This window comes from Mucilaginibacter sp. SMC90, from assembly GCF_022811725.1.
Taxonomy (GTDB): Bacteria; Bacteroidota; Bacteroidia; order Sphingobacteriales; family Sphingobacteriaceae; genus Mucilaginibacter.
Map to the genome: position 1 here is coordinate 4,026,817 of NZ_CP094527.1, position 21,685 is coordinate 4,048,501.

At 42.0% G+C, this 21,685-nt stretch carries 33 protein-coding genes; 8 read left to right on the forward strand and 25 right to left on the reverse strand.

All coding sequences use genetic code 11. The features are described 5' to 3' along the window. The first annotated feature begins 1 nt into the window (after position 1). Positions 2 to 1,201, forward strand: coding sequence for a sensor histidine kinase (locus MTO98_RS17330; RefSeq protein ID WP_243487871.1), 1,200 nt, complete (start codon positions 2 to 4; stop codon positions 1,199 to 1,201). 162 nt (positions 1,202 to 1,363) lie between these two features. Here MTO98_RS17330 and MTO98_RS17335 read toward each other — a convergent pair whose 3' ends face one another. Together MTO98_RS17335 and MTO98_RS17340 are read right to left on the reverse strand one after the other, a co-directional pair. Further along, a complete protein-coding gene (locus MTO98_RS17335; protein ID WP_243487872.1) occupies positions 1,364 to 2,032 on the reverse strand; it encodes a flavodoxin family protein in 669 nt (222 codons plus the stop codon). Positions 2,033 to 2,076: 44 nt separating this feature from the next. After that, positions 2,077 to 2,232 carry a lmo0937 family membrane protein gene (locus MTO98_RS17340; protein ID WP_243487873.1) on the reverse strand — a complete coding sequence of 52 codons (156 nt, stop codon included), beginning with the start codon at positions 2,230 to 2,232 and terminating at the stop codon, positions 2,077 to 2,079. 124 nt (positions 2,233 to 2,356) lie between these two features. Here MTO98_RS17340 and MTO98_RS17345 point away from each other — a divergent pair, with 124 nt between their 5' ends. Next, positions 2,357 to 2,809, forward strand: a complete 453-nt coding sequence (locus tag MTO98_RS17345; RefSeq protein WP_243487874.1) for a low affinity iron permease family protein — start codon at positions 2,357 to 2,359, stop codon at positions 2,807 to 2,809. A 55-nt stretch (positions 2,810 to 2,864) separates the two neighbouring features. On the opposite strand, the gene MTO98_RS17350 is transcribed toward MTO98_RS17345, so the two are convergent. The 10 genes from MTO98_RS17350 to MTO98_RS17395 all read right to left on the reverse strand — a co-directional run bounded on the left by MTO98_RS17350 (position 2,865) and on the right by MTO98_RS17395 (position 8,666). Continuing rightward, the gene (locus MTO98_RS17350; RefSeq protein ID WP_243487875.1) at positions 2,865 to 3,428 is read right to left on the reverse strand and encodes a hypothetical protein; all 564 of its coding nucleotides are present in this window, start codon (positions 3,426 to 3,428) and stop codon (positions 2,865 to 2,867) included. Further along, entirely contained in the window at positions 3,425 to 3,982 is a 558-nt protein-coding gene (locus MTO98_RS17355) for a DUF1543 domain-containing protein (protein ID WP_243487876.1), read from the reverse strand. The genes MTO98_RS17350 and MTO98_RS17355 overlap by 4 nt, the downstream gene beginning before the upstream one ends. Further along, positions 3,979 to 5,685: an FAD/NAD(P)-binding protein gene (locus MTO98_RS17360; RefSeq protein WP_243487877.1), complete on the reverse strand. Its 1,707-nt coding sequence runs from the start codon at positions 5,683 to 5,685 to the stop codon at positions 3,979 to 3,981. The genes MTO98_RS17355 and MTO98_RS17360 overlap by 4 nt, the downstream gene beginning before the upstream one ends. Before the next feature lie 48 nt (positions 5,686 to 5,733). After that, complete coding sequence (locus MTO98_RS17365; protein WP_243487878.1) at positions 5,734 to 6,084, reverse strand: hypothetical protein; 351 nt, start codon at positions 6,082 to 6,084, stop codon at positions 5,734 to 5,736. Between the two features lie 169 nt (positions 6,085 to 6,253). Beyond that, on the reverse strand, positions 6,254 to 6,400 hold the full coding sequence (locus MTO98_RS17370; protein ID WP_243487879.1) for a hypothetical protein: 147 nt from the start codon (positions 6,398 to 6,400) through the stop codon (positions 6,254 to 6,256). Between the two features lie 235 nt (positions 6,401 to 6,635). After that, a complete protein-coding gene (locus MTO98_RS17375; protein WP_243487880.1) occupies positions 6,636 to 6,890 on the reverse strand; it encodes a hypothetical protein in 255 nt (84 codons plus the stop codon). Next, positions 6,887 to 7,024: a hypothetical protein gene (locus tag MTO98_RS17380; protein ID WP_243487881.1), complete on the reverse strand. Its 138-nt coding sequence runs from the start codon at positions 7,022 to 7,024 to the stop codon at positions 6,887 to 6,889. Before MTO98_RS17380 ends, MTO98_RS17375 begins: the two co-directional genes overlap by 4 nt. A 176-nt stretch (positions 7,025 to 7,200) precedes the next feature. Then, the gene (locus MTO98_RS17385) at positions 7,201 to 7,395 is read right to left on the reverse strand and encodes a cold-shock protein (RefSeq protein WP_091207888.1); all 195 of its coding nucleotides are present in this window, start codon (positions 7,393 to 7,395) and stop codon (positions 7,201 to 7,203) included. A 271-nt stretch (positions 7,396 to 7,666) separates the two neighbouring features. Beyond that, on the reverse strand, positions 7,667 to 8,149 hold the full coding sequence (locus MTO98_RS17390) for a DUF4385 domain-containing protein (protein WP_243487882.1): 483 nt from the start codon (positions 8,147 to 8,149) through the stop codon (positions 7,667 to 7,669). A gap of 61 nt (positions 8,150 to 8,210) precedes the next feature. Further along, the gene (locus MTO98_RS17395) at positions 8,211 to 8,666 is read right to left on the reverse strand and encodes a PA2169 family four-helix-bundle protein (protein WP_243487883.1); all 456 of its coding nucleotides are present in this window, start codon (positions 8,664 to 8,666) and stop codon (positions 8,211 to 8,213) included. A 467-nt stretch (positions 8,667 to 9,133) separates the two neighbouring features. On the opposite strand from MTO98_RS17395, the gene MTO98_RS17400 reads away from it, so the two are divergent. After that, a complete protein-coding gene (locus MTO98_RS17400; protein ID WP_243487884.1) occupies positions 9,134 to 10,336 on the forward strand; it encodes an FAD-dependent monooxygenase in 1,203 nt (400 codons plus the stop codon). A gap of 22 nt (positions 10,337 to 10,358) precedes the next feature. Here the strand turns inward: MTO98_RS17400 and MTO98_RS17405 are convergent, their stop codons facing one another. The 6 genes from MTO98_RS17405 to MTO98_RS17425 are packed head-to-tail and all read right to left on the reverse strand — an operon-like array spanning position 10,359 to position 13,083. Then, positions 10,359 to 10,877, reverse strand: coding sequence for a 2'-5' RNA ligase family protein (locus MTO98_RS17405; RefSeq protein ID WP_243487885.1), 519 nt, complete (start codon positions 10,875 to 10,877; stop codon positions 10,359 to 10,361). Then, on the reverse strand, positions 10,859 to 10,996 hold the full coding sequence (locus MTO98_RS17410; protein WP_243487886.1) for a DUF2256 domain-containing protein: 138 nt from the start codon (positions 10,994 to 10,996) through the stop codon (positions 10,859 to 10,861). The genes MTO98_RS17405 and MTO98_RS17410 overlap by 19 nt, the downstream gene beginning before the upstream one ends. Beyond that, the gene (locus tag MTO98_RS34470; RefSeq protein ID WP_371825421.1) at positions 10,993 to 11,088 is read right to left on the reverse strand and encodes a DUF2805 domain-containing protein; all 96 of its coding nucleotides are present in this window, start codon (positions 11,086 to 11,088) and stop codon (positions 10,993 to 10,995) included. Before MTO98_RS34470 ends, MTO98_RS17410 begins: the two co-directional genes overlap by 4 nt. Positions 11,089 to 11,096: 8 nt before the next feature. After that, positions 11,097 to 11,786 (reverse strand): MarR family winged helix-turn-helix transcriptional regulator, encoded by a 690-nt coding sequence (locus tag MTO98_RS17415; RefSeq protein ID WP_243487887.1) that lies wholly within the window; start codon positions 11,784 to 11,786, stop codon positions 11,097 to 11,099. Positions 11,787 to 11,822: 36 nt separating this feature from the next. Further along, on the reverse strand, positions 11,823 to 12,890 hold the full coding sequence (locus MTO98_RS17420; RefSeq protein WP_243487888.1) for an oxygenase MpaB family protein: 1,068 nt from the start codon (positions 12,888 to 12,890) through the stop codon (positions 11,823 to 11,825). A gap of 19 nt (positions 12,891 to 12,909) precedes the next feature. Continuing rightward, a complete protein-coding gene (locus MTO98_RS17425) occupies positions 12,910 to 13,083 on the reverse strand; it encodes a hypothetical protein (RefSeq protein WP_243487889.1) in 174 nt (57 codons plus the stop codon). A gap of 427 nt (positions 13,084 to 13,510) precedes the next feature. Between MTO98_RS17425 and MTO98_RS17430 the strand changes: the two genes are divergently transcribed. Genes MTO98_RS17430 through MTO98_RS34290 form a run of 3 tightly spaced genes read left to right on the forward strand, consistent with a single transcriptional unit; the run spans position 13,511 to position 14,821 of the window. Beyond that, positions 13,511 to 13,699: a YtxH domain-containing protein gene (locus MTO98_RS17430; RefSeq protein ID WP_243487890.1), complete on the forward strand. Its 189-nt coding sequence runs from the start codon at positions 13,511 to 13,513 to the stop codon at positions 13,697 to 13,699. 4 nt (positions 13,700 to 13,703) lie between these two features. Beyond that, a complete protein-coding gene (locus tag MTO98_RS34285) occupies positions 13,704 to 14,474 on the forward strand; it encodes an AI-2E family transporter (RefSeq protein WP_256464377.1) in 771 nt (256 codons plus the stop codon). Beyond that, positions 14,468 to 14,821, forward strand: coding sequence for an AI-2E family transporter (locus tag MTO98_RS34290; RefSeq protein WP_256464378.1), 354 nt, complete (start codon positions 14,468 to 14,470; stop codon positions 14,819 to 14,821). Before MTO98_RS34285 ends, MTO98_RS34290 begins: the two co-directional genes overlap by 7 nt. 46 nt (positions 14,822 to 14,867) lie before the next feature. Here the strand turns inward: MTO98_RS34290 and MTO98_RS17440 are convergent, their stop codons facing one another. From MTO98_RS17440 to MTO98_RS17460, 6 genes are all read right to left on the reverse strand, one after another. Beyond that, on the reverse strand, positions 14,868 to 16,547 hold the full coding sequence (locus tag MTO98_RS17440; RefSeq protein ID WP_243487891.1) for a HAMP domain-containing sensor histidine kinase: 1,680 nt from the start codon (positions 16,545 to 16,547) through the stop codon (positions 14,868 to 14,870). A 40-nt stretch (positions 16,548 to 16,587) separates the two neighbouring features. Continuing rightward, positions 16,588 to 17,031, reverse strand: a complete 444-nt coding sequence (locus tag MTO98_RS17445) for a hypothetical protein (protein WP_243487892.1) — start codon at positions 17,029 to 17,031, stop codon at positions 16,588 to 16,590. A gap of 104 nt (positions 17,032 to 17,135) precedes the next feature. Next, positions 17,136 to 17,849: a LytTR family DNA-binding domain-containing protein gene (locus MTO98_RS17450; RefSeq protein ID WP_243487893.1), complete on the reverse strand. Its 714-nt coding sequence runs from the start codon at positions 17,847 to 17,849 to the stop codon at positions 17,136 to 17,138. A gap of 156 nt (positions 17,850 to 18,005) precedes the next feature. Beyond that, positions 18,006 to 18,221, reverse strand: a complete 216-nt coding sequence (locus MTO98_RS17455; protein WP_243487894.1) for a hypothetical protein — start codon at positions 18,219 to 18,221, stop codon at positions 18,006 to 18,008. 1 nt (position 18,222) lies between these two features. Beyond that, on the reverse strand, positions 18,223 to 18,351 hold the full coding sequence (locus tag MTO98_RS34295) for a hypothetical protein (RefSeq protein ID WP_256464379.1): 129 nt from the start codon (positions 18,349 to 18,351) through the stop codon (positions 18,223 to 18,225). Between the two features lie 6 nt (positions 18,352 to 18,357). After that, a complete protein-coding gene (locus MTO98_RS17460; RefSeq protein ID WP_243487895.1) occupies positions 18,358 to 18,459 on the reverse strand; it encodes a PAS domain-containing protein in 102 nt (33 codons plus the stop codon). A 166-nt stretch (positions 18,460 to 18,625) separates the two neighbouring features. Between MTO98_RS17460 and MTO98_RS17465 the strand changes: the two genes are divergently transcribed. After that, positions 18,626 to 19,009, forward strand: coding sequence for a PleD family two-component system response regulator (locus MTO98_RS17465; RefSeq protein WP_243487896.1), 384 nt, complete (start codon positions 18,626 to 18,628; stop codon positions 19,007 to 19,009). Between the two features lie 82 nt (positions 19,010 to 19,091). On the opposite strand, the gene MTO98_RS17470 is transcribed toward MTO98_RS17465, so the two are convergent. After that, complete coding sequence (locus MTO98_RS17470; RefSeq protein ID WP_243487897.1) at positions 19,092 to 19,454, reverse strand: PleD family two-component system response regulator; 363 nt, start codon at positions 19,452 to 19,454, stop codon at positions 19,092 to 19,094. 109 nt (positions 19,455 to 19,563) lie between these two features. Here MTO98_RS17470 and MTO98_RS17475 point away from each other — a divergent pair, with 109 nt between their 5' ends. Then, positions 19,564 to 20,769 carry a GAF domain-containing sensor histidine kinase gene (locus tag MTO98_RS17475; protein ID WP_243487898.1) on the forward strand — a complete coding sequence of 402 codons (1,206 nt, stop codon included), beginning with the start codon at positions 19,564 to 19,566 and terminating at the stop codon, positions 20,767 to 20,769. Positions 20,770 to 21,685 lie beyond the last annotated feature (916 nt).

Below are 21,685 nucleotides of genomic sequence, written 5' to 3' on the forward strand. Positions count from 1 at the left end.
AATGACAGAAGTGGTAAGCATCTCACTCGAGAATGAAATGGACCTGGTGCTTGCTCACAAGCGATCTATGAAGGTTGCCGAAAAGCTTGGGTTGACGGTAGCAACTCAAACAACATTTGCTACCGCGGTATCTGAAGTGGCCCGGGTTGTAATTGAATACACCGATAATGGCACACTTGTAATTGGTCTCGTGCAAAATAAAACACGGTATGCGTTAAAGGCAAAAGTGACCTTTAACACCGAAATTAAATTGACCGCAGGTGATGAAAGATTTTACTATGCCCAAAAGTTAGTGCCTGAATTTGAACTGACAGGCCAAAATGGTGCTTATGCTATAGATATGGAGCTTGGCCTTCCACGGTCTTTAAAACTTGATACAGTAAAGATAAATTTACTCAGAAAATACTTTCAGGAGGAAGAGCCCCTCAATCCTTACGAAGAAATAAAACGACGAAACTCGCACCTGCACAAACTAACCGCAGACCAGGAAGAGGAATTGAGACGGACAAAACTGATAGACGAAAAGAAAACCGAATTTATCTCCATTGCCAGCCATGAGCTTAAAACGCCTTTAACTGTGTTAAAAGCCTTCACTCAGATGGCAAAAACCACGAAAGAACCGGTTTCCGATAGATTGAGAGGATTATTGAATAAAATAGACCTACAGTCTAATAAGCTTAATTCACTGGTTCAGCAACTGCTTGATATTTCGCGAGCCGAAAATGGCAACCTGCAATACAACCTACAGCAAGTAAAGCTTAATAGCTTTATCGTTGATCAATTGGCAGTGATGCAAAGCATTATGCCCAACCATACTATTAACAGCGCTTTGGGCGACGATGCCGACGTAATGATTGATATCTTACGGATGGAGCAGGTTTTTTCAAACCTTTTAGGCAATGCCGCCAAATACTCACGCATTAATACAAACGTAGAAGTCAGTTCAGTCCTCAACATTGAAGGGCATATTACCATATCAATTAGAGATCAAGGCATTGGCATGTCGGCAGATACTATGGCATCCATTTTTGATAAATTTTACCGCGCTGAAGACGTAAGTAAAACCCATGCCGGATTAGGTATGGGGCTTTACATCACCTCAAAAATTGTGACCGATCATGGCGGTAAGATATGGGTAGAAAGTAAAGAGAACGAAGGCTCTACTTTTCATTTCAGTTTGCCTAACTGCGAGGTTGCCTGAGCGCGCTTTAACTAAAATTTCTTAACTGCTACCAGCCAATTCTATTCCTGCTGAGGCGATCGAAAAAGCATGGATCATTAAACATTAATTCCTACTGAGGATTTCAGCTTTACCATTTGAACCGTTTTATTCAAAAATCAGATTTGCTATTAACCCAGTGGATTACTCGTCATCCTCTTCATCGCTTTCAGCTTCTGCTTTTTTATCCTCCTCCAGTAGGTTGGTTCCTATCGGGTTAGCATCAAGCAGTTTTGCAAACCAGGCCAGGTTGGAGGTCATATAACGAAGCGTTTTGTTAGTGTACAAATAACGCTGCCCACCACCCTCAACGTAATCTTTTTCGCCACCGGCCATTCCAACCCAGTACGCATTCGCATTTGGAGGAATAGTAAAACCTACTTCCTGCAGCGCCCAAAGCACTTGTGCTGCACAGCTGTGCGCGCCATCTTCATTACCGGTTACCAAACAGCCTCCCACTTTGTTATAGGGCATATATTGGCCGTTCTCTTTGCTGCTTAATTCTTCATCCCGGAAAATAGCGTCAAGCCGTTCAATTACTTTTTGCGATGTGGATGCCAAATTCCCCATCCATATAGGGGTGGCAATAATAAAAATCTGGCAGGCTTTGATCTTTTCCAGTATCAGCGGCCATTGATCGCCCTCTCCTTCATCCGATGAGTTGCCGGTCAAAACCTTGTAATCGTTCAGTCGGATGATCTCAGTTTCAAAACCTTGTTCTTCCAATTGTCCTGCAGCCTTCTCCGCCAGCGCACCGGTATTAGAAAAGTCGGGATTTCGCTTAAGTGTACAATTGATGATTAATGCTTTCATAAATAGATTTGCAGATAAAATTTCAGTTGCCCGAGCATCCTCGCCTAAACCACTGACCGTCCCCGGATCACGCCCAGTATTACGGCTATAACAGCTATTACTAATAAAATATGAATTAAGCTGCCGGCGGCATAAGCAAATGTACCGATGGCCCAGCCAATTACTAGTATAACAGCGATGATGTAAAGTATAGAGTTCATGTTTAGTATGGTTAAAATGTTCATACAAACAAGTTGTTAAAGCCTCGTATTGTTTTATATTAATAATTAATTAATTTTCAAACAAATACATCTCTTATTCCTTTGTTGGCATACATCTCTTACAATGAAACAGAACAAGAATTTATTCGAGCGATTTTCTAACTGGGCTACAGCAGCTACCGGCAGTTCTGCGGCTTTTATTATCGCTATTGCCGCTATACTGATCTGGCTGTTAACCGGACCGTTGGCCAAATATTCGGATACCTGGCAATTGATCATAAACACGGGTACAACCATCGTTACATTTCTGATGGTATTCCTGATCCAAAAATCACAGAATAAAGATTCAAAAGCCATTCACCTGAAGCTGAACGAACTTTTGGCGGCACACGAAGGGGCCAGCAACAGGATGGTTGATATTGAGGACTTAACTGAAAAAGAACTGGACCACCTGCACAAATTCTACCAACAGCTATCAGATTTGGCTGAAGATGAAGACGATATCACCTGCACCCATTCTATTGATGCCGCAGATGAAAATCACAAATTGAAAGCCGTGCGCTATAAGAAAAAATAAAATTCTGACTATCACAGATTAATGATATTCTTAAGGGCATTTGTTTACCCTGCATTTACAGATCAGTAAAGCTTTTTGATGTTAATTTGGAAAGAGAATCATCGATCAAGTTCATCGCCTTCAAATGTAGGTTTGGCTCGCCACTCGTCATGGCAGCTAAAAGCAAACGTTTTTTCAACAGATATTTCACGGCATGTTTAAGATCGTACCTTAGAACCCAACCGATGTTGTAGATCAGGTCAGCATATTTAACGGTTTGTGCAGTGGAGCTAATAGCTGCTAAGCGTGCAGCCTCTCTAGATTTCCTATCCTTCTTTTTTAATTCGGGATAATTTTTCTTTGTGAACACGTCTGTCAGTTCTACAGTACAATTCAGGATCAGGTGCGCTTCCTGGTTTTTATAACCAAAACCGATTAATGCCGAAAGAAATTCTGCCTCGGTTGTTTCGGTATCTTCAAAAAGATCATGACAAAGGCCTGTTTCGTAACCCAAAGGGATTATGGAGGCTAACTCGGCAACAGCAATAAGATGATTGATGTAAGGCTCAGTGGTACGCCTGATCAGCTGACCTTTGTGCCGCTGTTTTATCCATTCGAGTAATTTATCCCTACGGTTCATTTAAGTTTATCCAGTTTAAAATATCCTAAATGAATCTCATCCTCTGGCATATTGCTTCCATCGCCGAAAACGATGTGATACTTGGCTTTCAGGGCCGGCGAAAGCAAATCCTGGACATTGTGAACACTATCAACATCAACCCCATATTTTTCATCGATATGAGCGGTGGCGATGCCTTTTAACGAGTTGGTTTTAAAAAACAGGCTTTTTTTTGCGAATTGGATAGCAGCTTGACGGGTATTTTTTACCGTGAGTACTGTGTAGTGCTGTTCTTCAAGCTTCCCTGTAGCGTAGCCGCCAAGATTTAAAAAGAATAGTTTGTTAGCGGATACAGGACTTTCACCATTTAAAGGAACAACCTGCACTGCAAAACCATCAACCTTAGTTACTTCCCGCCAGCCGTCAATGTGCAGGCTACCACCTGCCTCCGGCCAGAACGCCCGGACTTGGGGCACTAAGTCACGCAAGCTTTCAGCAATGCCAAAGAAAAAATCATGTTGTTCAACTACCCTGCCAGGCGCTTCGGCCCCCAACAGTAAAAGGTATAACTTCATACCATTAATCTTTCAATAATGATACCAGATACCTCTTCACTAAAATCAAGACCGGAATAATCTGGGTTATACCCCCCGATATAAGGCACCGCCATCATATAGATCCGTTCATTAAAAGCCCCATATGCATCAATCACCTGGAAATGATCATTAATAGTGATGCCGGAGACTTTTAAATAGTAATCGCCCCGTTCATCCTTCGAAACCGGCTTACCGGCATTCATCGCCTTAAGTCCTTCGTCTGCAGATTGAAATTTGAGTTTGGCAGGCGTAACAGTTCGCTTTTCGATTAGGCTTTTAAACGGCAGGTCCTCAAATGCCAAATGCGGTTGGCCTACGCAATCTATATAAGTTTGATAATGTAAACTTTGCTCATTTTTATGTTCATCTGTATAATTATAAATGGCTCCGCCACTCTCATCTGGTTCAACCCTACTTTCCTCACCAACCGGGATCAGCTCCAACACGCCTGCCCAGTGTAGCGCCAGTAACTCTTCGCTCGAACTTTGAGGCATATAAGCTATCACGACAGAAATAAGTGGCGTAAGGGATTGCTGTAACCGCTGCATATCCTCGGCAGAAAGATGTTTGGCGGGATAGTTTAAAGCAAAACTTAAAACGCCCAGCATTTCCTTCCAATAGATGGATTTTTTAAGTTTGATCGATCTCTCAGCTTCGGCATATTCGGCTTTTAATAATTGGAAAGGGTCGAGTTCCTCGCGCAAAGCCATCATGGCATCCACAAATTCTTCCAGGCGCATATCTTTGATCTTCTCATAAAACTCCGGTTCTTTTTCCTTTATCGGCAATTTAAAGTCCCGTTCAAAAATATAATCCAACGACAAAAATCCATCGTTAGCTTTGATATGAGCTTTGATCTCGTCTTTGCTCAACAGGCTATCATTTGATAAATGCGAATCTTCCAAATGAAAACGTACCGCTGGCAGCATGCCATTCCGGGTATGCATTACCATTTTAAAATCGGGATGTGAGGCGAAAGGCGTATAAAAAAGCTTGCCGTTGTTGTCCTTATCAAAAGTACCGTTATATCGGGCAAGTGTCCGGATAGCATCAACTGCAGTGAGAGACGAACCTTTTATGGCAACCGGGTGGTTAAGCTTTAGGGCGAGTTTTACCGGGGGATACGGCGAATCAAAATAATTGGGAATGCTTCCCTCATGCTTTCTCGGCCAGTTATGGCCGGTGCAAATGATCACGTGATCAAATTCAGATTGCTCGCCATCTTCTGTTTCTATAATTACCAATCCTTTTTCAGGCCGATCAATAATATCTGATACGGTGGTATTGTAATGTACATTATAAGTGATACCTGTTTCCCGGGCTTGTTTTTGAAGCAAATCGAATTGCGCTGTGAGATATTGACCAAACAACAAACGCGGCAGCACTTTGTACTCGTTAAAGCGGGCTGCATCAATATGGTATTTGTCCAGCGTATCTTTAGAAATGGTCTTAACCCAGTCATCCAGAGAAGTTACCAAGAGTGGGATCTCATTACCCGACACATTGGTAATATGCTCATCATTGGCACCTTCAGCACTATAAGGCATGCCTGATCCTAACTTATTTTTACGCTCGAAAATGGTAATATTCAGATCTGTGTTCCCTGTATTTACCAGTCGCTTGAACATGAACAGGCCGCTTGGGCCCCCGCCCAGTATGGCTATGCGTTTTTTATCTTCCAATTTATTAAGACCTGGGGATTAGATAAATGCTAATATTAATCGTAGCGGCTAATTATCTTTTATTTGGTTCCAGAGCGCGGGGTTATCGCGGATATCGCTCAGGTGTTCAATCACTTCCTGTACTTCATCATTATTTAATTCCCTTTGTCCATCTGCAGTATAAGTGAATAGTTTACCAGGTAATTCAAATGTGATGTAACCGAAATACTCGGGATCTTTAATTCGTTCCAGATGCAGGGTACTCTCCTTACTCCTGCTTATCAAAGGGTTACCAGCGCCAATATCGAGAAAAATACTGTACGTATGGGTAATGATCGTATGGCCATTCAAATGAGCAGCAGTATCCGGGATCACCATTAACGGGTAACTTTGTTCGAGTTGAAAAAATAGCGGGTTCATGCTGCTATAGTTGTTTATAGCTACTACAATATGCAACCTGTTTAGTTTTAGCCAGGTAACCTAAAATATTAGTAAATAATATTTTCTCTTATAAATTAACCAAAACCCTTCAGTCTAAAATTATTATGAACTAAATAGACAGAGCGCCGATGTAAAGTTTATCGCCGGTTTAGCGTGAGTTTATTTTACCTGAACCATCAGCAGCTTTAATAGCATAACTTGATCGGATGGCCATAAATGCAAAAAAAACAATTGTGCTGATGGCAAGTATAATATAGATATAGTCTACGGTTTTAAATGAGTTCTCTTTGGTCATAATACTTCAATTAATCAAATATAACTATTTCTTTTACAGGCGTTAAGAATACCTCACTCTATATGGCTTTAATCGTAAATCAATGATACATCGTCCACTTTAGTTAACATTAAAGGGAAACATCAGCGGTAAAAAAATGGTTGAGTTAGCCTGCACCTGGCTATTATTTACTAACGCCATTCCTCCATCGGGTTGTACGCAACCAGATATTGTAATCCGTTAACATGAATAGCTTTCAAAGTAACAGGTTCTGTGAGCGGGAACGAGAGGGGGCCGTCTCAACCACGTTTAGCATTCGGGCGAGTTGCTCAATACCTGGTTCAACAGATACACTTACACGAAATTGTTTCTCAATCGCTATTTTATCGGCTTTATCAACCAATTTCAATTGCCATGGCTTATCTTGCTTAAAGCCATGTTCTATTGCTATGTTCCGTATATCAAACAGGTATTCCATTACTTGCGTGTTTCTAACTCCGTTTGTCTTCAATCTTTTTTCTTTTTATTAATTGATAAACTATCGCTTGATGCCGATTTTTTACCTGCCTGATAATCTGAAGTCAACTTATTACCGCCTACTGCGGGAGCCTTTTTTACGTTTTTACTACCTTTATCTTTACTCATGATTGTTTTTCGATTAATACCATTTCGTCGTGCGTTTTTTCAGGAAATCACTTCAGCAATTTCATAAAATTCTGTTTGTATATTCAAACCTTATTTGTGGACATCGAGATTAGAAAGCAACAAAAAAGCATCCGATTTTATCAATGGATGCTTAAGCGAATTTGATATTGTGATGATTAGATTACTTTAACATTGATCGCATTAAGACCTTTGCGGCCTTCTTCTACATCGTAAGCTACCTGGTCGTTATCGCGGATTTCGTCGATTAAACCTGTAACGTGCACGAAAATTTCACTTCTGTTGTCATTTTGTGAAATAAATCCAAAGCCTTTTGTGGCATTAAAAAATTTCACAGTTCCTTCTTTTTGCATTATATGTTTTTTAATAAGTAAGCAAGGTACAAATTAAATTCCGTTATTTATTTTTTATTTAAAATATTTAACAAAAAGTTAAATTGATTGCTGCATATCATTTAATCAATTTGAAGCCTAATGTACCTGGGAAATGGTGGTTTTTCGGATCAGACAGGCTGTTCGTCGCCGTCAACTGTCCGGGCTTGTATTTGGCGATATTTAGGCCCACTTTATAACAGGCGATACAAATTCCTTCATAGCCTTTAAACATTTTCCGGCAGATCCAGCTTTAACCTCTTTCATGTTTCCATTTCTTTTTCAAGCTGCTGTAAACTATATCGCCTTCTGCTGCTTGCCATCGTTTATAAAAGATGGCTGCTGCTGCCGCTTTCTCCGGCTCGCCAGTTCCCCGCTCCATTTGTGCATAATCATCCTCGGCATCATATTTTTTGCCGCCTTTGTAATTCGCATACCGGCGGGCACGGGTGTAACCCATCTGTAAATACTTGCGTGCCATGTCTGCCCCCACAAAATCACCGTTATCTATGTATGTTTCGAACAAATCGAATATCTTTTCGCTGATCTGTTCGGCGACTTCCTCGTTAAGAAAACGCCAATACTGCCCGATTTCACTTTTATAAGGTTCGCAGATCAGAACACCCTGTTCTCCCTTACCTACCCGGTACAACTCCGGGTGTTCCCGATAATTAATATCCGGCTTCCAGGCATAAGAAGACTTGTCAAAATCCAGGTAAGATGGCCGGTTAGTCATATCTAAAAGCGTACACAAAAAAAGCCGCCCGATTAGGCGGCTTTTTAAAATTATTAGTTCATTAGTTTTTAGCAGCATCGCGCAACGCCTTGATCTGGTCATGCGCGGCGTTGATCTCCGTAGCCTGACTGCTAACCGTTTGTACGGCTTCGGCCGGCAATTCGCCGCCGCTCAGGGCATCGTTGTAAGCTTTTTTGATCGCATCCTCACCGCGCTCTGCTTCTGAGAGGATACTGGCGCGGTCACTACCCCCGAAGATCGATTTCACATCAATCCAGGCACGGTGCAAAGTTCCGCCCACGCTATTTCCAGTTTCTACTTCTTCGGCGTCGCCAACCAATGCAGCTAACTCCTGGCCATTTTTGCGGCTTTGCTCGGCATAACCCTGGAACAACTCCTTCAGGTCAATGTTTTCGTCTTTAATATCCGCGATCGCTTTTTCAAAACCCGCTACACGGTCGTTGTTAATCTCGATCAGGTCGTTCAGTACGCCTGTTGCATTTGTTGTAGTTGCCATAATGTTTTTCTTTTTAGATAGGCTTCATACTGTCCCAATACCATGCCAAATATTGTCATCACCGGTATTTTAGCTAACACTATTAATGGAATAAAAGTTGTTGTATAGGCGCAGACAAACACAAAAATCATGGCAACTAAAAAGAAAAAGGATCCCTGCTGGTCAGGCTACACTAAAGAAGGAATGAAAAAGAAAGACGGCAAAACTGTACCGAATTGCGTCAAAGATTCTTCTAAAAAGGACTAATCAAGGTAAGGAATCATTTCCGGAGAACAGCATAGTCACTATAGAGATAGTACGTCATTCGGATACAACTCTCTTGATTATGCTTGAACAATAATGTCAGCAATAAGCTTCAGTAATTCATAATTTTAGATGTACTTTACCGACCCGCTTCATGCTGTTTGGCATAAACCAATTAGCAATTAGCAATTTACAAACACATAACGTAACATATCAGAAACATAATGCGCGTTAACAACAAGGTACTGATCTCCGGTGCAAGTATTGCTGGCCCTATACTGGCGTTTTGGCTTGCTAAATTCGGTTTTGATGTCACGATAGTGGAGCGTTCGAAATCACTAAGAATGGGTGGCCAAAATCTGGATATAAGGGGCGCTGGTCGTGCTGTTGCGAAAATGATGGGTATAGAAAAAGAGATCCTTGCTGCAAATACCGGGGAGATCGGCCTGCAGTTTGTTGATAGCGATAACAAGGTTAAGGCTGCCTTTCCGAGCGATGGTGCTGGTAGCTTTACCAGCGAAGCAGAAATTTTGCGGGGCGACCTTGTTAATATACTATACAACCATACGAAAGATGACGTGAAATATGTTTTTGGTAAGCATATAACAGCAATTGACCAGAGCGATAGCAAAGTTAATGTAACCTTTAGTGATGATACCAAGGAGGTATATGATTTGCTAATCGCCGCCGACGGCGTTCGGTCAACCACACGGGCTTTGATTTTTGGCGATGAGCCAAAAGTTAAATTTACCGGGCTATATAATGCCTGGTACACCATCCCTAAAACAGAGACAGATACCCGGTGGGCCCGCTGGTACACGGCAACAGGATCAAGGGTTATGTTGATCCGGCCGGATAATCATGGTACGGTCCGGGCATCATTCAGTTTTCTTTCAGATGACGCCGACATACAAAAGTTATCAGCAGGCGAACAAAAAAAGATCCTGAAAGAAAAACTGTCGGGTGCCGGATGGGAAGAAAAGCGTTTGACAGAAGAGATCGAAAAAAGCGATGATGTGTATTTCGACGGAATCAGTCAGATTCATGCCCCAAGATGGTTCAATGGTCGTACAGGGATGATCGGGGATGCGGCTTATTGTCCCACTCCCTTAACAGGTATGGGTACAACATTGGCTATTGTTGGCGCTTATTTGTTAGCTGGAGAACTGTCCCGGCATAGTAAGCATGAAGACGCCTTCCTCGCCTATGAAAAACGCATGCGCCCCTTTGTTGAAAAAGTTCAAAGTCTGCCGCCTGGAGTTCCGTGGCTTGCACATCCAAAATCTAAATTCGGCGTAGCTGTAGTTAATACGGTAGCGGGAATATTGGCAAGCAGTTTTGTAAAAAGAATCGGTAGGCTTTTTGCAAGTAAAAACAAAGATGTGACAAAAGATGAAATTGAGCTACCTGATTTTAAAACCGTTTAATAAATAATACCATACCTTAATTTTATAATTCATCATCCAATAGTCGCTCCACAAAAGCATAGCTGCGTTTATGCTGCCATGGGCCACCCAGATACTGCCAAATGTCTATACCAAGGATGTCAACTGAAAATGGTTCAAAGCTAACGGAGAGCTCCTTTATCAGCGCACGCGTCCGCTCAGGCGTAGTTTTATTCATAATGGTAATATGGGGCCGGAAGCCCTGCAAGTCCTGGGGTATCAGTTTATTTTTAAAATGGGTACTTAATAATTTATGTAATAAATTTAGTTCTGAACTCTCCGCCCGGTACGCGACACCCGCACCCAGATTCATCAGGCCGACAATATTCAACGAAAAAGGTTCATAAGCAAAGTCCTCCAATACTTTATAGGTTTCCGACTCATTTGGCAACTGATGAAAAAGCATTAAATGAGCTTCTAAATGATTTCGTTCGGGCGGGAAATATAATTGTCGTTTAATATTAAAAAAGCCCTGGCTCTTTTCATCCAACTTCAGCGTTAATATCAACGGTTTTCCCTGCATTTTTCTGAACAATATTTCACCTCATCCCATACCCTATCCCATTTTTTACGCCAGGTAAAAGGCCTGCCGCAGGTCAGGCAGATTTTTTGAGGCGGGTTCTGCTTTTTAACTCCTTTCACAAATCGAACTGTAGTTTAATGGCATCAAATGTTGTACTGTCTTCCCAAGCCATTTCTATAATACGATCAATGTCAACTATATTCAAACTCATGGTATCATTCAATTTAAAAGACTAATTTCATTTGCCAGGGTTCTGAGATCTTCTTTGCTTACAATCGTTTTCTTTTCATGGTGTTCCAGATGAAAATCTTCCAGCTTTTGTAAAAGGTATTGTAATGTGAATTTTTCGGCCACAGTTAATTTGCCGGTAATGATCTTGCCTACATAATTAGTATGTTCAAATACCCTGTATAATAAAGCCTTCCCTTCATCGGTAATGGCAACGTGCTTACTGCGTTTATCTTTCTCATGGTCCCATTGCCTTACCAGGCCTGAAGCGCTCAGCCGCCTGATCACTTCAGTGCCCGATGTTTTTTCCTGCAGATTATAACCGATCAGTTCCGACTTTGATAAATGATCATGTGTAAGTAAAATAGCCAACGCGGTAAAATCTTCGCCGGTTTGCAGGGGGGTACCATCCAAAGCCTTTTTGATATAAAATTTAGCATAACGGCTCATGAAAACAAATAAACGGCCGATGTTATTCTCCAGCTGATAAGCGATCTCTAATGCAGCGCTATCATTTTCGCCAAACCTCACCTCGCTACTGGTATTGCTATCGGTAGCGTTGCCCACCTTATTCAATAAAAAACCGGTAAAATCCTGGATGGAAGTTTCCCTACCCTGGTTTTCTTCCTCAAGTTCCGCTACGAGGTTTATTAGTTGATGAATGAGTTGGTATGATTTCATGATTTGGAAATTAAATTATCGGCAGATCGTCCAAATTTAGTTTCTTTTAACGAGTTCCGGGTTTTGCGCTTTAAAAGTGGCATAAGCAGCATGGTAAACCTTTTTGTTGTCCCCTTCTGGTTTAAAGCTTTTCAACAGGTTCATCGTCTTTATTAAGGTCAGCTTATATCGGGGCAAGTCCGGAGCATTTATCGCCAGCTTATCCGCTATCTCTTGTCCAAGCAGGTAGCGCATTAAGCCCAGGATATCTTCGGCGGTGGCTTTACTTTTATTAACAGACATGATGTGCGCTGTTAGCGAAGAAGTTAATTCTCGCCCTTGAGTTGAAGTTTTAAACTGGCGCTTTTTAATGCTGTTATCTAATAGTTGTGCCATTTTGGAGCTTTCGGGGATCAAGTCCTTGTCTAATCCTGTCAAATATCCAACCACTGCCCAGATGTGCATAAAGGCTGCCTGGTCGTCCTGGCTCACGCTAAAACCGAGCAACCGTAAGCCACGGATGACGATGAGTGAAAATGAAAGATTAGTTCCGGCCATATCTTCCTGATTGATAGGAACTCCCCAGGATTGATCCCAATGTCCGTTTGCCAGGGTGTAGTGACGAACAGCGGCATGCATGATACGTACTTTTAGTATTTCTTCGTAAGCATTCCCATTTTTTCCGAAAGCATCAGGCCCCATCACTTCCCAAACAAAAACAGCGGTGTCATAAAGCCGTTTGGTGGTTTGCTTCCGGATCAGTTCTGACAGATACAATACCATTGCACCGTTGGCCGCTGTGTAGCAATACGGCAAGGATAATAAACCAAGCAAACTCATGATGGTGGTTGAATGCCTGGCATAAAAAGCTGCCCCTTTCTTCATTAAACGGGGTTCAGCCCAGGACGGTAGATTGCCGGCTTTATTGACAATCTCGAAATCCGGAAAAATATCCTTTAAACTATTTAAATGTTCCGGGCCCGACTTTCCGGCCATCCATTCCTGTAACTGCTTTTTCTTTAGCTCATCAGCAAACGCATAACTTATAAAAGCATCCGCCTTCGGATCACCCGACAGCCGTTTGAGGTCTAAAAAGTCATTAGTATATAAATTGTGACCGCTCATTTCCGCGTGTTTTCTATAACTAATTTAAGGCTTCATTTAATTCTTTTAAGATATCTTCCTCGATAGTCCGCTTGTTTTCATCAGAAAACGCAGACAGGTCAACGTCAGGAAAATAAGTCCGGTTCAATTCCTGATAATCTGCATTCACATCCCGGAGAAAATTCACTTTTTGGAAAGCCGAACTCAGTTTCATGGCGGGTATTTTAAGCGTTCAAATTCTTCTCCGTTACCATTGGTAAATACATGTAAACACAAAACCTTAACCTTTATAAACATGATAACCTATTGGCAACCGATCTATATAATAAGTATAATACAATATTGAATTATAATTGTTTTTTAACAACGATTATGTACTAAATTCACTGCAAATTACTTCACTACACTACAACCAACCAGGCAATCATTTTTTTAAAATGGATTTATTGATCCATCTGATTCGATTAGATAAAATTCTGTTTCCGTTTATGAGTTAACCTCACCCGGAATTCCCAAGGAACCTGTTGCTTTTGCCGGAGCTTTAGTGTTATTCATCGTCACATGCCTTTGCATGGTGTTGGTTTGTTCTTATCACCCTGCAATTTGGTGGCATCATAGTTGACAATATCAATGAAAAACTTATGGGCACGATCAAAACTTTTTTATTAGGCGCAGGAACAGCTTACGCTATCTACTTCATTACCAGGAAACGAAAAGACGGAACCTCAATACTGGACGAGTTATTGGACAATCCTTCCTTATATATGAACAAGGCGAAGGATTACGCAATAGCAGAAATGATATATACGGTAAAACAAAAATTAAGGTAATACTTTGGATATACAACAATTCAGGAGACTCCCGTTTTATCTAAAACTGGCAGCCGTACTGTTCAGCCTGATCGCATTGGTTTGGATCGTGATTATAGCAAAGGAAATCCTTTCGCCATTAATATTTTCCTGTCTGTTTTCCATTTTATTACTCCCTTTTGCCGCTTTTCTGGAAAATAAGCTCCGGATACCGCGCAGTGCAGCATCGATGCTGGCGGTTTTAAGCCTGCTGGCTTGTATCGGCGGATTGCTTTATGTGATCGGTTCCCAGGTATCAGACCTTGCAAGTGACTGGCCACAGTTCCAGAATCAACTACATAAAACGCAAAATGACGTTATGGAGTGGATCGGATCCAGTTTTCATGTCACGCGGCACAAGCAACTTACTTTCGTAACAAATACCACTAACAAAGTAGTTGCCTCCGGGGGATCGGTCGTAGGCGCAACATTGTTATCCTTGTCGGGGATGCTGCTATTTTTAGTTTTTACTTTCATATACACCTTTTTCTTTTTGCTTTACCGCAAACTGATCATGCGTTTTTTGGAATCGGTTTTTGAAGAAGATAACAAAAAAGTGGTGCATGACATAATTGAAAAAGTGCAGTTTATGATCCGTAAATATATCACAGGACTTCTGATCGAAATGGTCATTGTGGCTACAGTGGTTAGTGTTGCGTTTATGATCCTGGGAGTGAAGTATGCTATCTTGCTGGGTTTGATCACTGGCCTGTTCAACATCATACCTTATATGGGATATTCACAGCACTGGTGTTAAGCGCCGCCGTTACCTTCGCTACGTCGCCGGAACAAATAACGGTGATTTATGTGATAATTACCATGGTGGTCACACATCTTATCGACAGCAATATATTGTTGCCATTGGTTGTGGGCTCTAAAGTCCGGATCAATGCGTTGATCACAGTATTGGGCGTGATTATTGGTGAAATGGTCTGGGGTATCCCGGGAATGTTCTTATCCATACCCGTAATAGCGGTATTGAAAATTATATTTGACCGGGTTGAAAGCCTCAAAGCGTGGGGCATCATACTTGGAGATGAGGAGCCAAAGCAAAACCGGCTGGCAAAAAAACTAACGGTAAGGAAAAAACCAGTCGCAACGTGATTCGTCGTCCTTGTTCAAGTACCAGGCGAAGCCAATTTTTTCCCGACTATTCCATAACGTGAAGGTTCTTCGATATTTTATAGGGGATCCAAAAAGATATAACCGTTCCCTGATTCACTTCGCTTTGGAGGGAGATCTCGCCGCCCTGACCCTGGATCAATTCGCGACACAGATACAACCCCAGGCCGGTGCCGGGCTTTTGCCCTCCAGCCTGATAATATGGCGTGAACAACTGCGCCTGCCTGTTTGCAGGAATACCCGAGCCTGTATCACTAACCAACACGTTTAGCTGGTGACCGGGACCCTGTTCTACAAGTTGAGCTGTCACTGAGACGTTTCCCTGATCAGTATATTTAATGGCATTGCTTAATAAATTCAACAAGACTTGTTTAAGACGAAAACTATCACCCTCAACAATGGTGTCAGCCTGCTCATTCCATAATAATTTCAATTGCAGGTTTTTATTTTCAGCCATAAAACGCATTGCTTCAATTGATTCGGCTATAGCTTCTCCTGGTTTAAAAGGCCCGCTTTGCCGCGTTTCCGCATAGCCCTGCTCCAGCTTGCTGGCATCTAATACATTATTGATCGTTTCCAATACAAGGCCTGAGGCCAGCGTGATTGCCCCCAGCTTCTGTTCCTGTTGCGCTGACAATACTGTTTTTTTCATTGTAAAAACCGCACCGTTGATCGCCATTAACTTATTACGGATCTCATGGCTCATAATGGCCAGGATCTCAGATTTTTGACCGGCCAACCGTACAGCACGGCTATTTTCCACGCGTATCCGCCGTTCCGCCCAACCGGCACGGCGTACATAGATCACCAGTAAAACGATAAAGATCAAAACAGCCACAAGCGAGATGCCGGTAAACGTATTCAGGTCGCGTGTTGCTGAAGCATAAGCTTTTAAAGTCGCTTCCCTGCTTTGTTCATAAGCAATTTGGTCAATATCCTGTAGCTGCCGCGTCAATTGCCGCAGTTGGTTCAACAAATTAAGGTTAGCTGTTACCAGGGCCTGTCCGGACAATGCCATCCGTCCATACTGCGAGCCGAGTTCGGCCAGCAATCGTTTTGCTGCTACATTCGAAAGGCCGGCCTTTTCGCGTTGACGCTGGCGTACCGTGAGTACTTTCACCGATTGCGTGGTATGAAACGCATCTTTTAGCCTGCGCAGCAAACTGTTTTTTACTGTTTCTTTTTTGGTGGTTACGATTGTATCGGCACTAACGTGCACAGATGACGAGTGTTGGAGATCTCCCCGGTTATGAATGCGGTCAAAAGTAGTGACCCGTAGCAATGAATCAAAATTTTTCCTGAGGCCGAATAACTGTCTCGATAAATCAAGTTTTTGCTGCAACTTTTGTTCCAGTTGCCTGCGGCTTTCCGGTAGGGAGCTGTCCCCACCCTGCCGGTAATGATCAATGATCAAATTCATTCCGCGAAAGATCGTATCCAATCGCCGCTGATAAATAGCCAGATCGGCCGGACTTCCGTCAGCCGCAGCTTTCTGAAAATTGTTCTCCGCAACGTCCAGATCTACCAAAAGCGCGGTGATCCCCTGGCGGTAAGAAGGCGTTTTTAATTGCTCACCTAATTTATCGAGCTTATGTGTTATCGCGCGCCTCAAAACAAAAGATCCTGTTGTCACCAAAAAGGTGAACAACAGGAAAATAATAAAAACCCGGTTAATTACCCCTGAAAAATTCCCTGCCTTTGTTGCCATGTGTTGATTGACATTGAACAGTTATATCCTTCATAAAGTTTCAGACCTGATCTTGCTGCAGCTTTACGATCTTTTCTCTGGTCTTTTCGATATCTTTATTTAGGTCTTTGATCTTTTTCTGGTCTTTTTTTACTTTATTATCAGCATCTTCCGCATCGCCTGTTTCATTCGCCGCCTTTTTTGCTGCCTTGGCCGCTTTACGCGCGTCACCGGTATCACCGCCTACAGCTGAAGAGGCTTCGCTTCGGCTTTTTTCCTGTGCTTTACTTGAACTTTTGGATGCTTCTTCGGCAGCAGCCTGCTCATCAGGCAAACGGTTTTGAACTTTGGTCAGTTCCGCCTGCAGATCGGTCAGCTTTTCATTTAATTTGCGTAGCTGATTGTTGATCTTAACCGTATCACGTTTGGTAGAATCATTTTTTTCAGCGGCCCGGGCAAAGGTTCCTAAACCAAGCATCAGGGCAATCATTATTATCTTTTTCATGGTCGTTCATTTAAAATGTACTCAAATGAACGCCATCGATAATTAGTTGGCAAGCCGCTTCGACGAAAACGAATTTCGGGCCGACGAAAACAAGCTATCATCCGTTAGAGCCATTCGCGAAACTCCGCCTTGAATGCCTCGCGGTATTGTTCGGTGACCGGAATAATGGTTTTTCCGAACCGAATGGTTAAATGCTGAATTTGTTCGATCTTGTCAAGGTTCACAATAAAAGAACGGTGCACACGCATGAAGCGTTTTCCGGAAAGACGCTCTTCCATAGCTTTTAGCGTAGATAAAGCTACTATCGTCTGGTCGCCGGTAAATACTTTGACGTAGTCCTTAAAACTTTCGATGTAACAGATCTCTCTGATATTTACGCGGATCAGGTCATGTTCCACTTTTAAAAACAAATATTCATCAGCTCGCGAAGTTTTAGCCACATTCGTCAACGTCCGCACTTTGGCGACAGCCCGGTAAAAGTCTTCATAGGAAAACGGTTTGACCAGGTAATCTACAGCATCCACTTTATAACCATCAACGGCATAATCCCGGGAGCCGCTGATAAGGATTACGCGTGGTATATGCTCCCTTGGCAAGTCTTTCAAGGTACTGGCAAAAGTAACCCCATCAATCCCAGGCAAATTGATATCCAGCACCAGTAAACCGATACCGCCTGACTCCAGCCTGTTCAACGCCCCGGGAGCATTGTCGTAGGATCCTGCCAAATGCAAAAAGGGGATTTGATCTACCATTTCGCATACATAGGCATTTACATCCGGATCATCATCAATTACCAGGCAGTTAAGTAGTTGTTCCATCAGGCTAAGATACAATGGGTCGCGATCCTTTCCAATTAAGATATAGGGTTGATCATAGCAGATTTACGATAGGCATTATTTGAGCCAAATTATCTACGGGCTTCCTGTGGCTGCTGATTTACTGAAGCCAATTCTTGGTTCGTAGCGGTCAGTTCTTCATTGGTTGCAGCCATTTCTTCGTTTATAGCTTGCAATTCTTCTGAAACCGTGTCCGTCAAGTTCGTTTATTATTTCCCAATCCACGCTCACGCTATATATCATATCAGATGTGGCGGTTACCAATGCCCTGAGGCGTTGTTCACTGGCAGAAATCGCTTTACGTTCTTTAACCTGCCATATGTTATCCAGCACCCAAACAGCTAATTTGGTCACTTTACCGGTCTTGTCCTTTACAGGCACGTAAAAAGGTCAAAACGATGATTTCCCCACAACCATCGCTGATCAGCATCAGCTCCGCTTCTTCCGCGTAGTAGGCTTCACCGGTTTGCACCACGCCAACCATCGCAGCTTAATAATATGTCCGGGCTTCCGCAAAGGTTTCCCAGTACCACTTGCCTATAATGGCTTCTTTAGGCTTACCTGCAATTTCCAGGAACTTATCATTGAGCATTTCAGCTTGAAAGTAAACGCATCCAAAATGCAAATGCCTATCGGGGTGCCTTGTACGATCACGTGTAACTGCTTATTATCCTGTAAATTCATTATGCTCAAAAATCTGAAAAATAGGAAATTTGTTTGATTGTAAAACTGCTATATTTACTTATAATTCACTGGCATTGAAGAAGAGAATATTGATCATTGAGAACGACCAGGATATCCGGAATATCGTGGAACTCATTTTAGAAGAGCAGGGATTTGAAACGCTAAGTATTCCTGAGCCGGCTGATCTCGCTGAAATCAGCTCATTCAAACCTGATCTGATCTTGCTTGACGAGTTCATCAACAATAAACCTGGCCATCGCTTGTGCCGCAAGATCAAACAGGTGCCAGACCTCGCGGTTACCCCTGTAATTATCCTTTCAACAGCTAATGATATTGAGCTGATTGTTGAAGAATGCGGGGCCAACGACCATATCCGTAAACCTTTTGATATAGAAGACCTGATCAATAAAGTAATTCGGCTCCTTAGCTACAAGCCATTAACTCATATCGGAGTATAGATTACTGCACTGAACCGATTAACAAACAACTCAACCCGGTTTCAAAATCCTTATTTTACTACAAACTGTGCTAAATATGAGGCTATTGCAATTGATCTTTTACCTTGCTTAGCAATACGTCGATATCAAAAGGTTTCGGAATAAAATCGTTTGGAGCTCCTTTTTGATTTAATGAATCCGAAAGGTTGTGCGTACCAGAGATCAGGATTACCGGTATATGGTGTGTGTTTTCATCTTCCTTTAATTTGCTGCAGATTACCCGGCCATCCATATCGGCCAGCATAACATCCATCAATACGAGATCTGGGTTGAACTCGCTGATCACAGCTTTCACCTGTTCTCCAGTAGAAAGTGTTTTCACTTCAAAACCACTATCGGTCAGCAAGTAGGATACCACATCCAAAATGTCCTGGTCATCATCCAGGATGAGTATTCGCTTGCCCATAGAGTTATATATTTATTTGGTTAGCACAATGCGAATACGATGCCAGTAAAGCACGCACTCACATAATATTGAATAAGGATTATTAAATGTATCTTTGTGATGTTCAGCTATGATAGAAAAAGAGTTGCCGGTTCCGGAGAATGAAGCTGAAAGGCTGATCGCATTACAATCTTACGATATTATCGATAGCGGTGAGGAAAAGGATTTCGACACTATAGCCTCTATAGCGTCTGCCATTTGCGGTACACCGATCTCGCTGATCACTTTCATTGACGAAAAACGCCAGTGGTTTAAATCACATATCGGGACTGACCTAACTGAAAATTTCCGTGACCTTTCTTTTTGTACCTATACTATTGCGGCACCCGATGAGATACTGATCGTACCGGATGCTTTACAGGATGAGCGTTTTGCAGATAATCCAGTAGTGACGGAAGCGAATGTTACTTTCTACGCGGGCGTGCCTCTCGTTAATGAAGATGGGTATGCTTTAGGTACCTTATGTGTGCTTGATCAGCAGTCGCATGATTTTAGCCAGGGACAAATTGATGCGCTAAAAGCGCTGGCCAAACAGGTAGTAGATAAAATTGAACTGCAGCGTAAAGTGTCGTTACTTGAAAAAACCAACCAAGAGCTATTGAACGCGAATGTGTTGATCCAGAAGTTCGCCTCGATGGCCGCCCACGATATTAAAAACCCGCTGAGCAGCATTAAGCTGACCTCGCAGGCCCTTCGTACCAGAAAGGAAATTACCATGAGCGAAAACTGCTTACGACTGGTGAATATGAACATCGCTGCAACAGATAACCTGTTGCTACTGGTTGACGAAATGATGGCTTACTCTAACAAACCAGCCTTATTACTTGAAAAGCGGCAGGAGTTTGAACTCAATGCTTTAACAAACAGAATAGTAAGCTTGCTGACAGTACCGGATAGTATCCGTATAGACATACCATCGGCTAAGCAAATGGTAAACTTTTCGATTGTTGCTATGGAACAGATCCTGATCAACCTGCTGAGTAATGCAATCCGCTACAATGACAAACCAGAGGGCTGGATAAAAATACGCTTTGCCGAAGATGTGGAGTTCTATCACTTGGAAATAGAAGATAACGGCATGGGTATCCCAAAGGCTTACCTCGAAAAAATATTTGCGAATAACTTTACGCTCAACGTGGCCGACAGGTTTAATAATAAAGGGTCAGGTATTGGATTGGCTACGGTAAAAGATTTGCTTTATCTGCTCAACAGTACAATTATTTTAGAGTCAAGTATTGGACTGGGATCTGTTTTCAAAGTTCGTTTAAAAAAATAACAGTTAGGTCAACTATAGCCTTTTGCATTCACAGGTCTATTTCTAACACTTTGGCTAAGTTAACAAGCTTTAGATAACATCTAAGAGTGCATTTGTATGTTCCCGCATACTTGACCATACCATTCCGTGCTTTTTAGAGTAACGAGTTGTGTAATTGCATATTAAGTTAATTGTTTAATTCAGAAAGATAAGTTGGTCAATTTTAACCAAGCCCGAGAATTTAAAATATCTCATTGCTACCCGATATCATTCCTTTTCTTTGTCTACATTTTCACTATAATAGTTGCTTAACACATCTATAAATCCTATTTTTAATAAACTAAGTAACATAGTAAGGTCTATTAGTAGCCATTTGGTGAGCACAGTGAGCGGTGTCAAAAGCCAAAATAGTGATATTGAAATTGAGCCTATTACGTGATTTTCACGCTCCCTCAGGATATGATTCTAATAAACCGATGACGATAAATATTATCGTCATCATAATTTCTGCGCTTTCCGAGACAATGTATAGATATCTGCCTTTGGGGTTCGGTTCTACAGACTATCTATTCATTATTCTTTATAAAGTCTACGGACACCTCGATCATTCAATGATATCTTATATTGTAAATTCATTCAATTAACGACCCGTAATTTTTCAGAAAGAAAAACAGCCTTTACGATATCCTAAAGGCTGTATCGTGCACCCAAATGGGCTCGAGCCATTTTTAAGCGGCCTAAAATCGTTTAACTCTATATCAATAGAATGAAACTATATCAAGCCATTCCATTGATTGTTGCCCTGAGCTGGAGTCGAATGGGCATAACTTCCGACGGGTGTTTGAAACCAGCATATTTGTCAATTCTTTATCTTCTTTTCGTAAGTATCTATATTTAAAAATAGTTATATCTTTGTTAAGTAAGCACAAGCGATTTG

Bases quoted from the DNA above. Each gene is read 5' to 3' on its own strand.
- MTO98_RS17330 (WP_243487871.1), top strand. From the start codon at position 2: ATGACAGAAGTGGTAAGCATCTCACTCGAGAATGAAATGGACCTGGTG.
- MTO98_RS17335 (WP_243487872.1), bottom strand. From the start codon at position 2,032: ATGAAAGCATTAATCATCAATTGTACACTTAAGCGAAATCCCGACTTT.
- MTO98_RS17340 (WP_243487873.1), bottom strand. From the start codon at position 2,232: ATGAACTCTATACTTTACATCATCGCTGTTATACTAGTAATTGGCTGG.
- MTO98_RS17345 (WP_243487874.1), top strand. From the start codon at position 2,357: ATGAAACAGAACAAGAATTTATTCGAGCGATTTTCTAACTGGGCTACA.
- MTO98_RS17350 (WP_243487875.1), bottom strand. From the start codon at position 3,428: ATGAACCGTAGGGATAAATTACTCGAATGGATAAAACAGCGGCACAAA.
- MTO98_RS17355 (WP_243487876.1), bottom strand. From the start codon at position 3,982: ATGAAGTTATACCTTTTACTGTTGGGGGCCGAAGCGCCTGGCAGGGTA.
- MTO98_RS17365 (WP_243487878.1), bottom strand. From the start codon at position 6,084: ATGAACCCGCTATTTTTTCAACTCGAACAAAGTTACCCGTTAATGGTG.
- MTO98_RS17370 (WP_243487879.1), bottom strand. From the start codon at position 6,400: ATGACCAAAGAGAACTCATTTAAAACCGTAGACTATATCTATATTATA.
- MTO98_RS17380 (WP_243487881.1), bottom strand. From the start codon at position 7,024: ATGAGTAAAGATAAAGGTAGTAAAAACGTAAAAAAGGCTCCCGCAGTA.
- MTO98_RS17385 (WP_091207888.1), bottom strand. From the start codon at position 7,395: ATGCAAAAAGAAGGAACTGTGAAATTTTTTAATGCCACAAAAGGCTTT.
- MTO98_RS17390 (WP_243487882.1), bottom strand. From the start codon at position 8,149: ATGACTAACCGGCCATCTTACCTGGATTTTGACAAGTCTTCTTATGCC.
- MTO98_RS17395 (WP_243487883.1), bottom strand. From the start codon at position 8,666: ATGGCAACTACAACAAATGCAACAGGCGTACTGAACGACCTGATCGAG.
- MTO98_RS17400 (WP_243487884.1), top strand. From the start codon at position 9,134: ATGCGCGTTAACAACAAGGTACTGATCTCCGGTGCAAGTATTGCTGGC.
- MTO98_RS17405 (WP_243487885.1), bottom strand. From the start codon at position 10,877: ATGCAGGGAAAACCGTTGATATTAACGCTGAAGTTGGATGAAAAGAGC.
- MTO98_RS34470 (WP_371825421.1), bottom strand. From the start codon at position 11,088: ATGAGTTTGAATATAGTTGACATTGATCGTATTATAGAAATGGCTTGG.
- MTO98_RS17415 (WP_243487887.1), bottom strand. From the start codon at position 11,786: ATGAAATCATACCAACTCATTCATCAACTAATAAACCTCGTAGCGGAA.
- MTO98_RS17420 (WP_243487888.1), bottom strand. From the start codon at position 12,890: ATGAGCGGTCACAATTTATATACTAATGACTTTTTAGACCTCAAACGG.
- MTO98_RS17425 (WP_243487889.1), bottom strand. From the start codon at position 13,083: ATGAAACTGAGTTCGGCTTTCCAAAAAGTGAATTTTCTCCGGGATGTG.
- MTO98_RS17430 (WP_243487890.1), top strand. From the start codon at position 13,511: ATGGGCACGATCAAAACTTTTTTATTAGGCGCAGGAACAGCTTACGCT.
- MTO98_RS17440 (WP_243487891.1), bottom strand. From the start codon at position 16,547: ATGGCAACAAAGGCAGGGAATTTTTCAGGGGTAATTAACCGGGTTTTT.
- MTO98_RS17445 (WP_243487892.1), bottom strand. From the start codon at position 17,031: ATGAAAAAGATAATAATGATTGCCCTGATGCTTGGTTTAGGAACCTTT.
- MTO98_RS17450 (WP_243487893.1), bottom strand. From the start codon at position 17,849: ATGGAACAACTACTTAACTGCCTGGTAATTGATGATGATCCGGATGTA.
- MTO98_RS34295 (WP_256464379.1), bottom strand. From the start codon at position 18,351: ATGGTTGGCGTGGTGCAAACCGGTGAAGCCTACTACGCGGAAGAAGCG.
- MTO98_RS17460 (WP_243487895.1), bottom strand. From the start codon at position 18,459: ATGCTCAATGATAAGTTCCTGGAAATTGCAGGTAAGCCTAAAGAAGCC.
- MTO98_RS17470 (WP_243487897.1), bottom strand. From the start codon at position 19,454: ATGGGCAAGCGAATACTCATCCTGGATGATGACCAGGACATTTTGGAT.
- MTO98_RS17475 (WP_243487898.1), top strand. From the start codon at position 19,564: ATGATAGAAAAAGAGTTGCCGGTTCCGGAGAATGAAGCTGAAAGGCTG.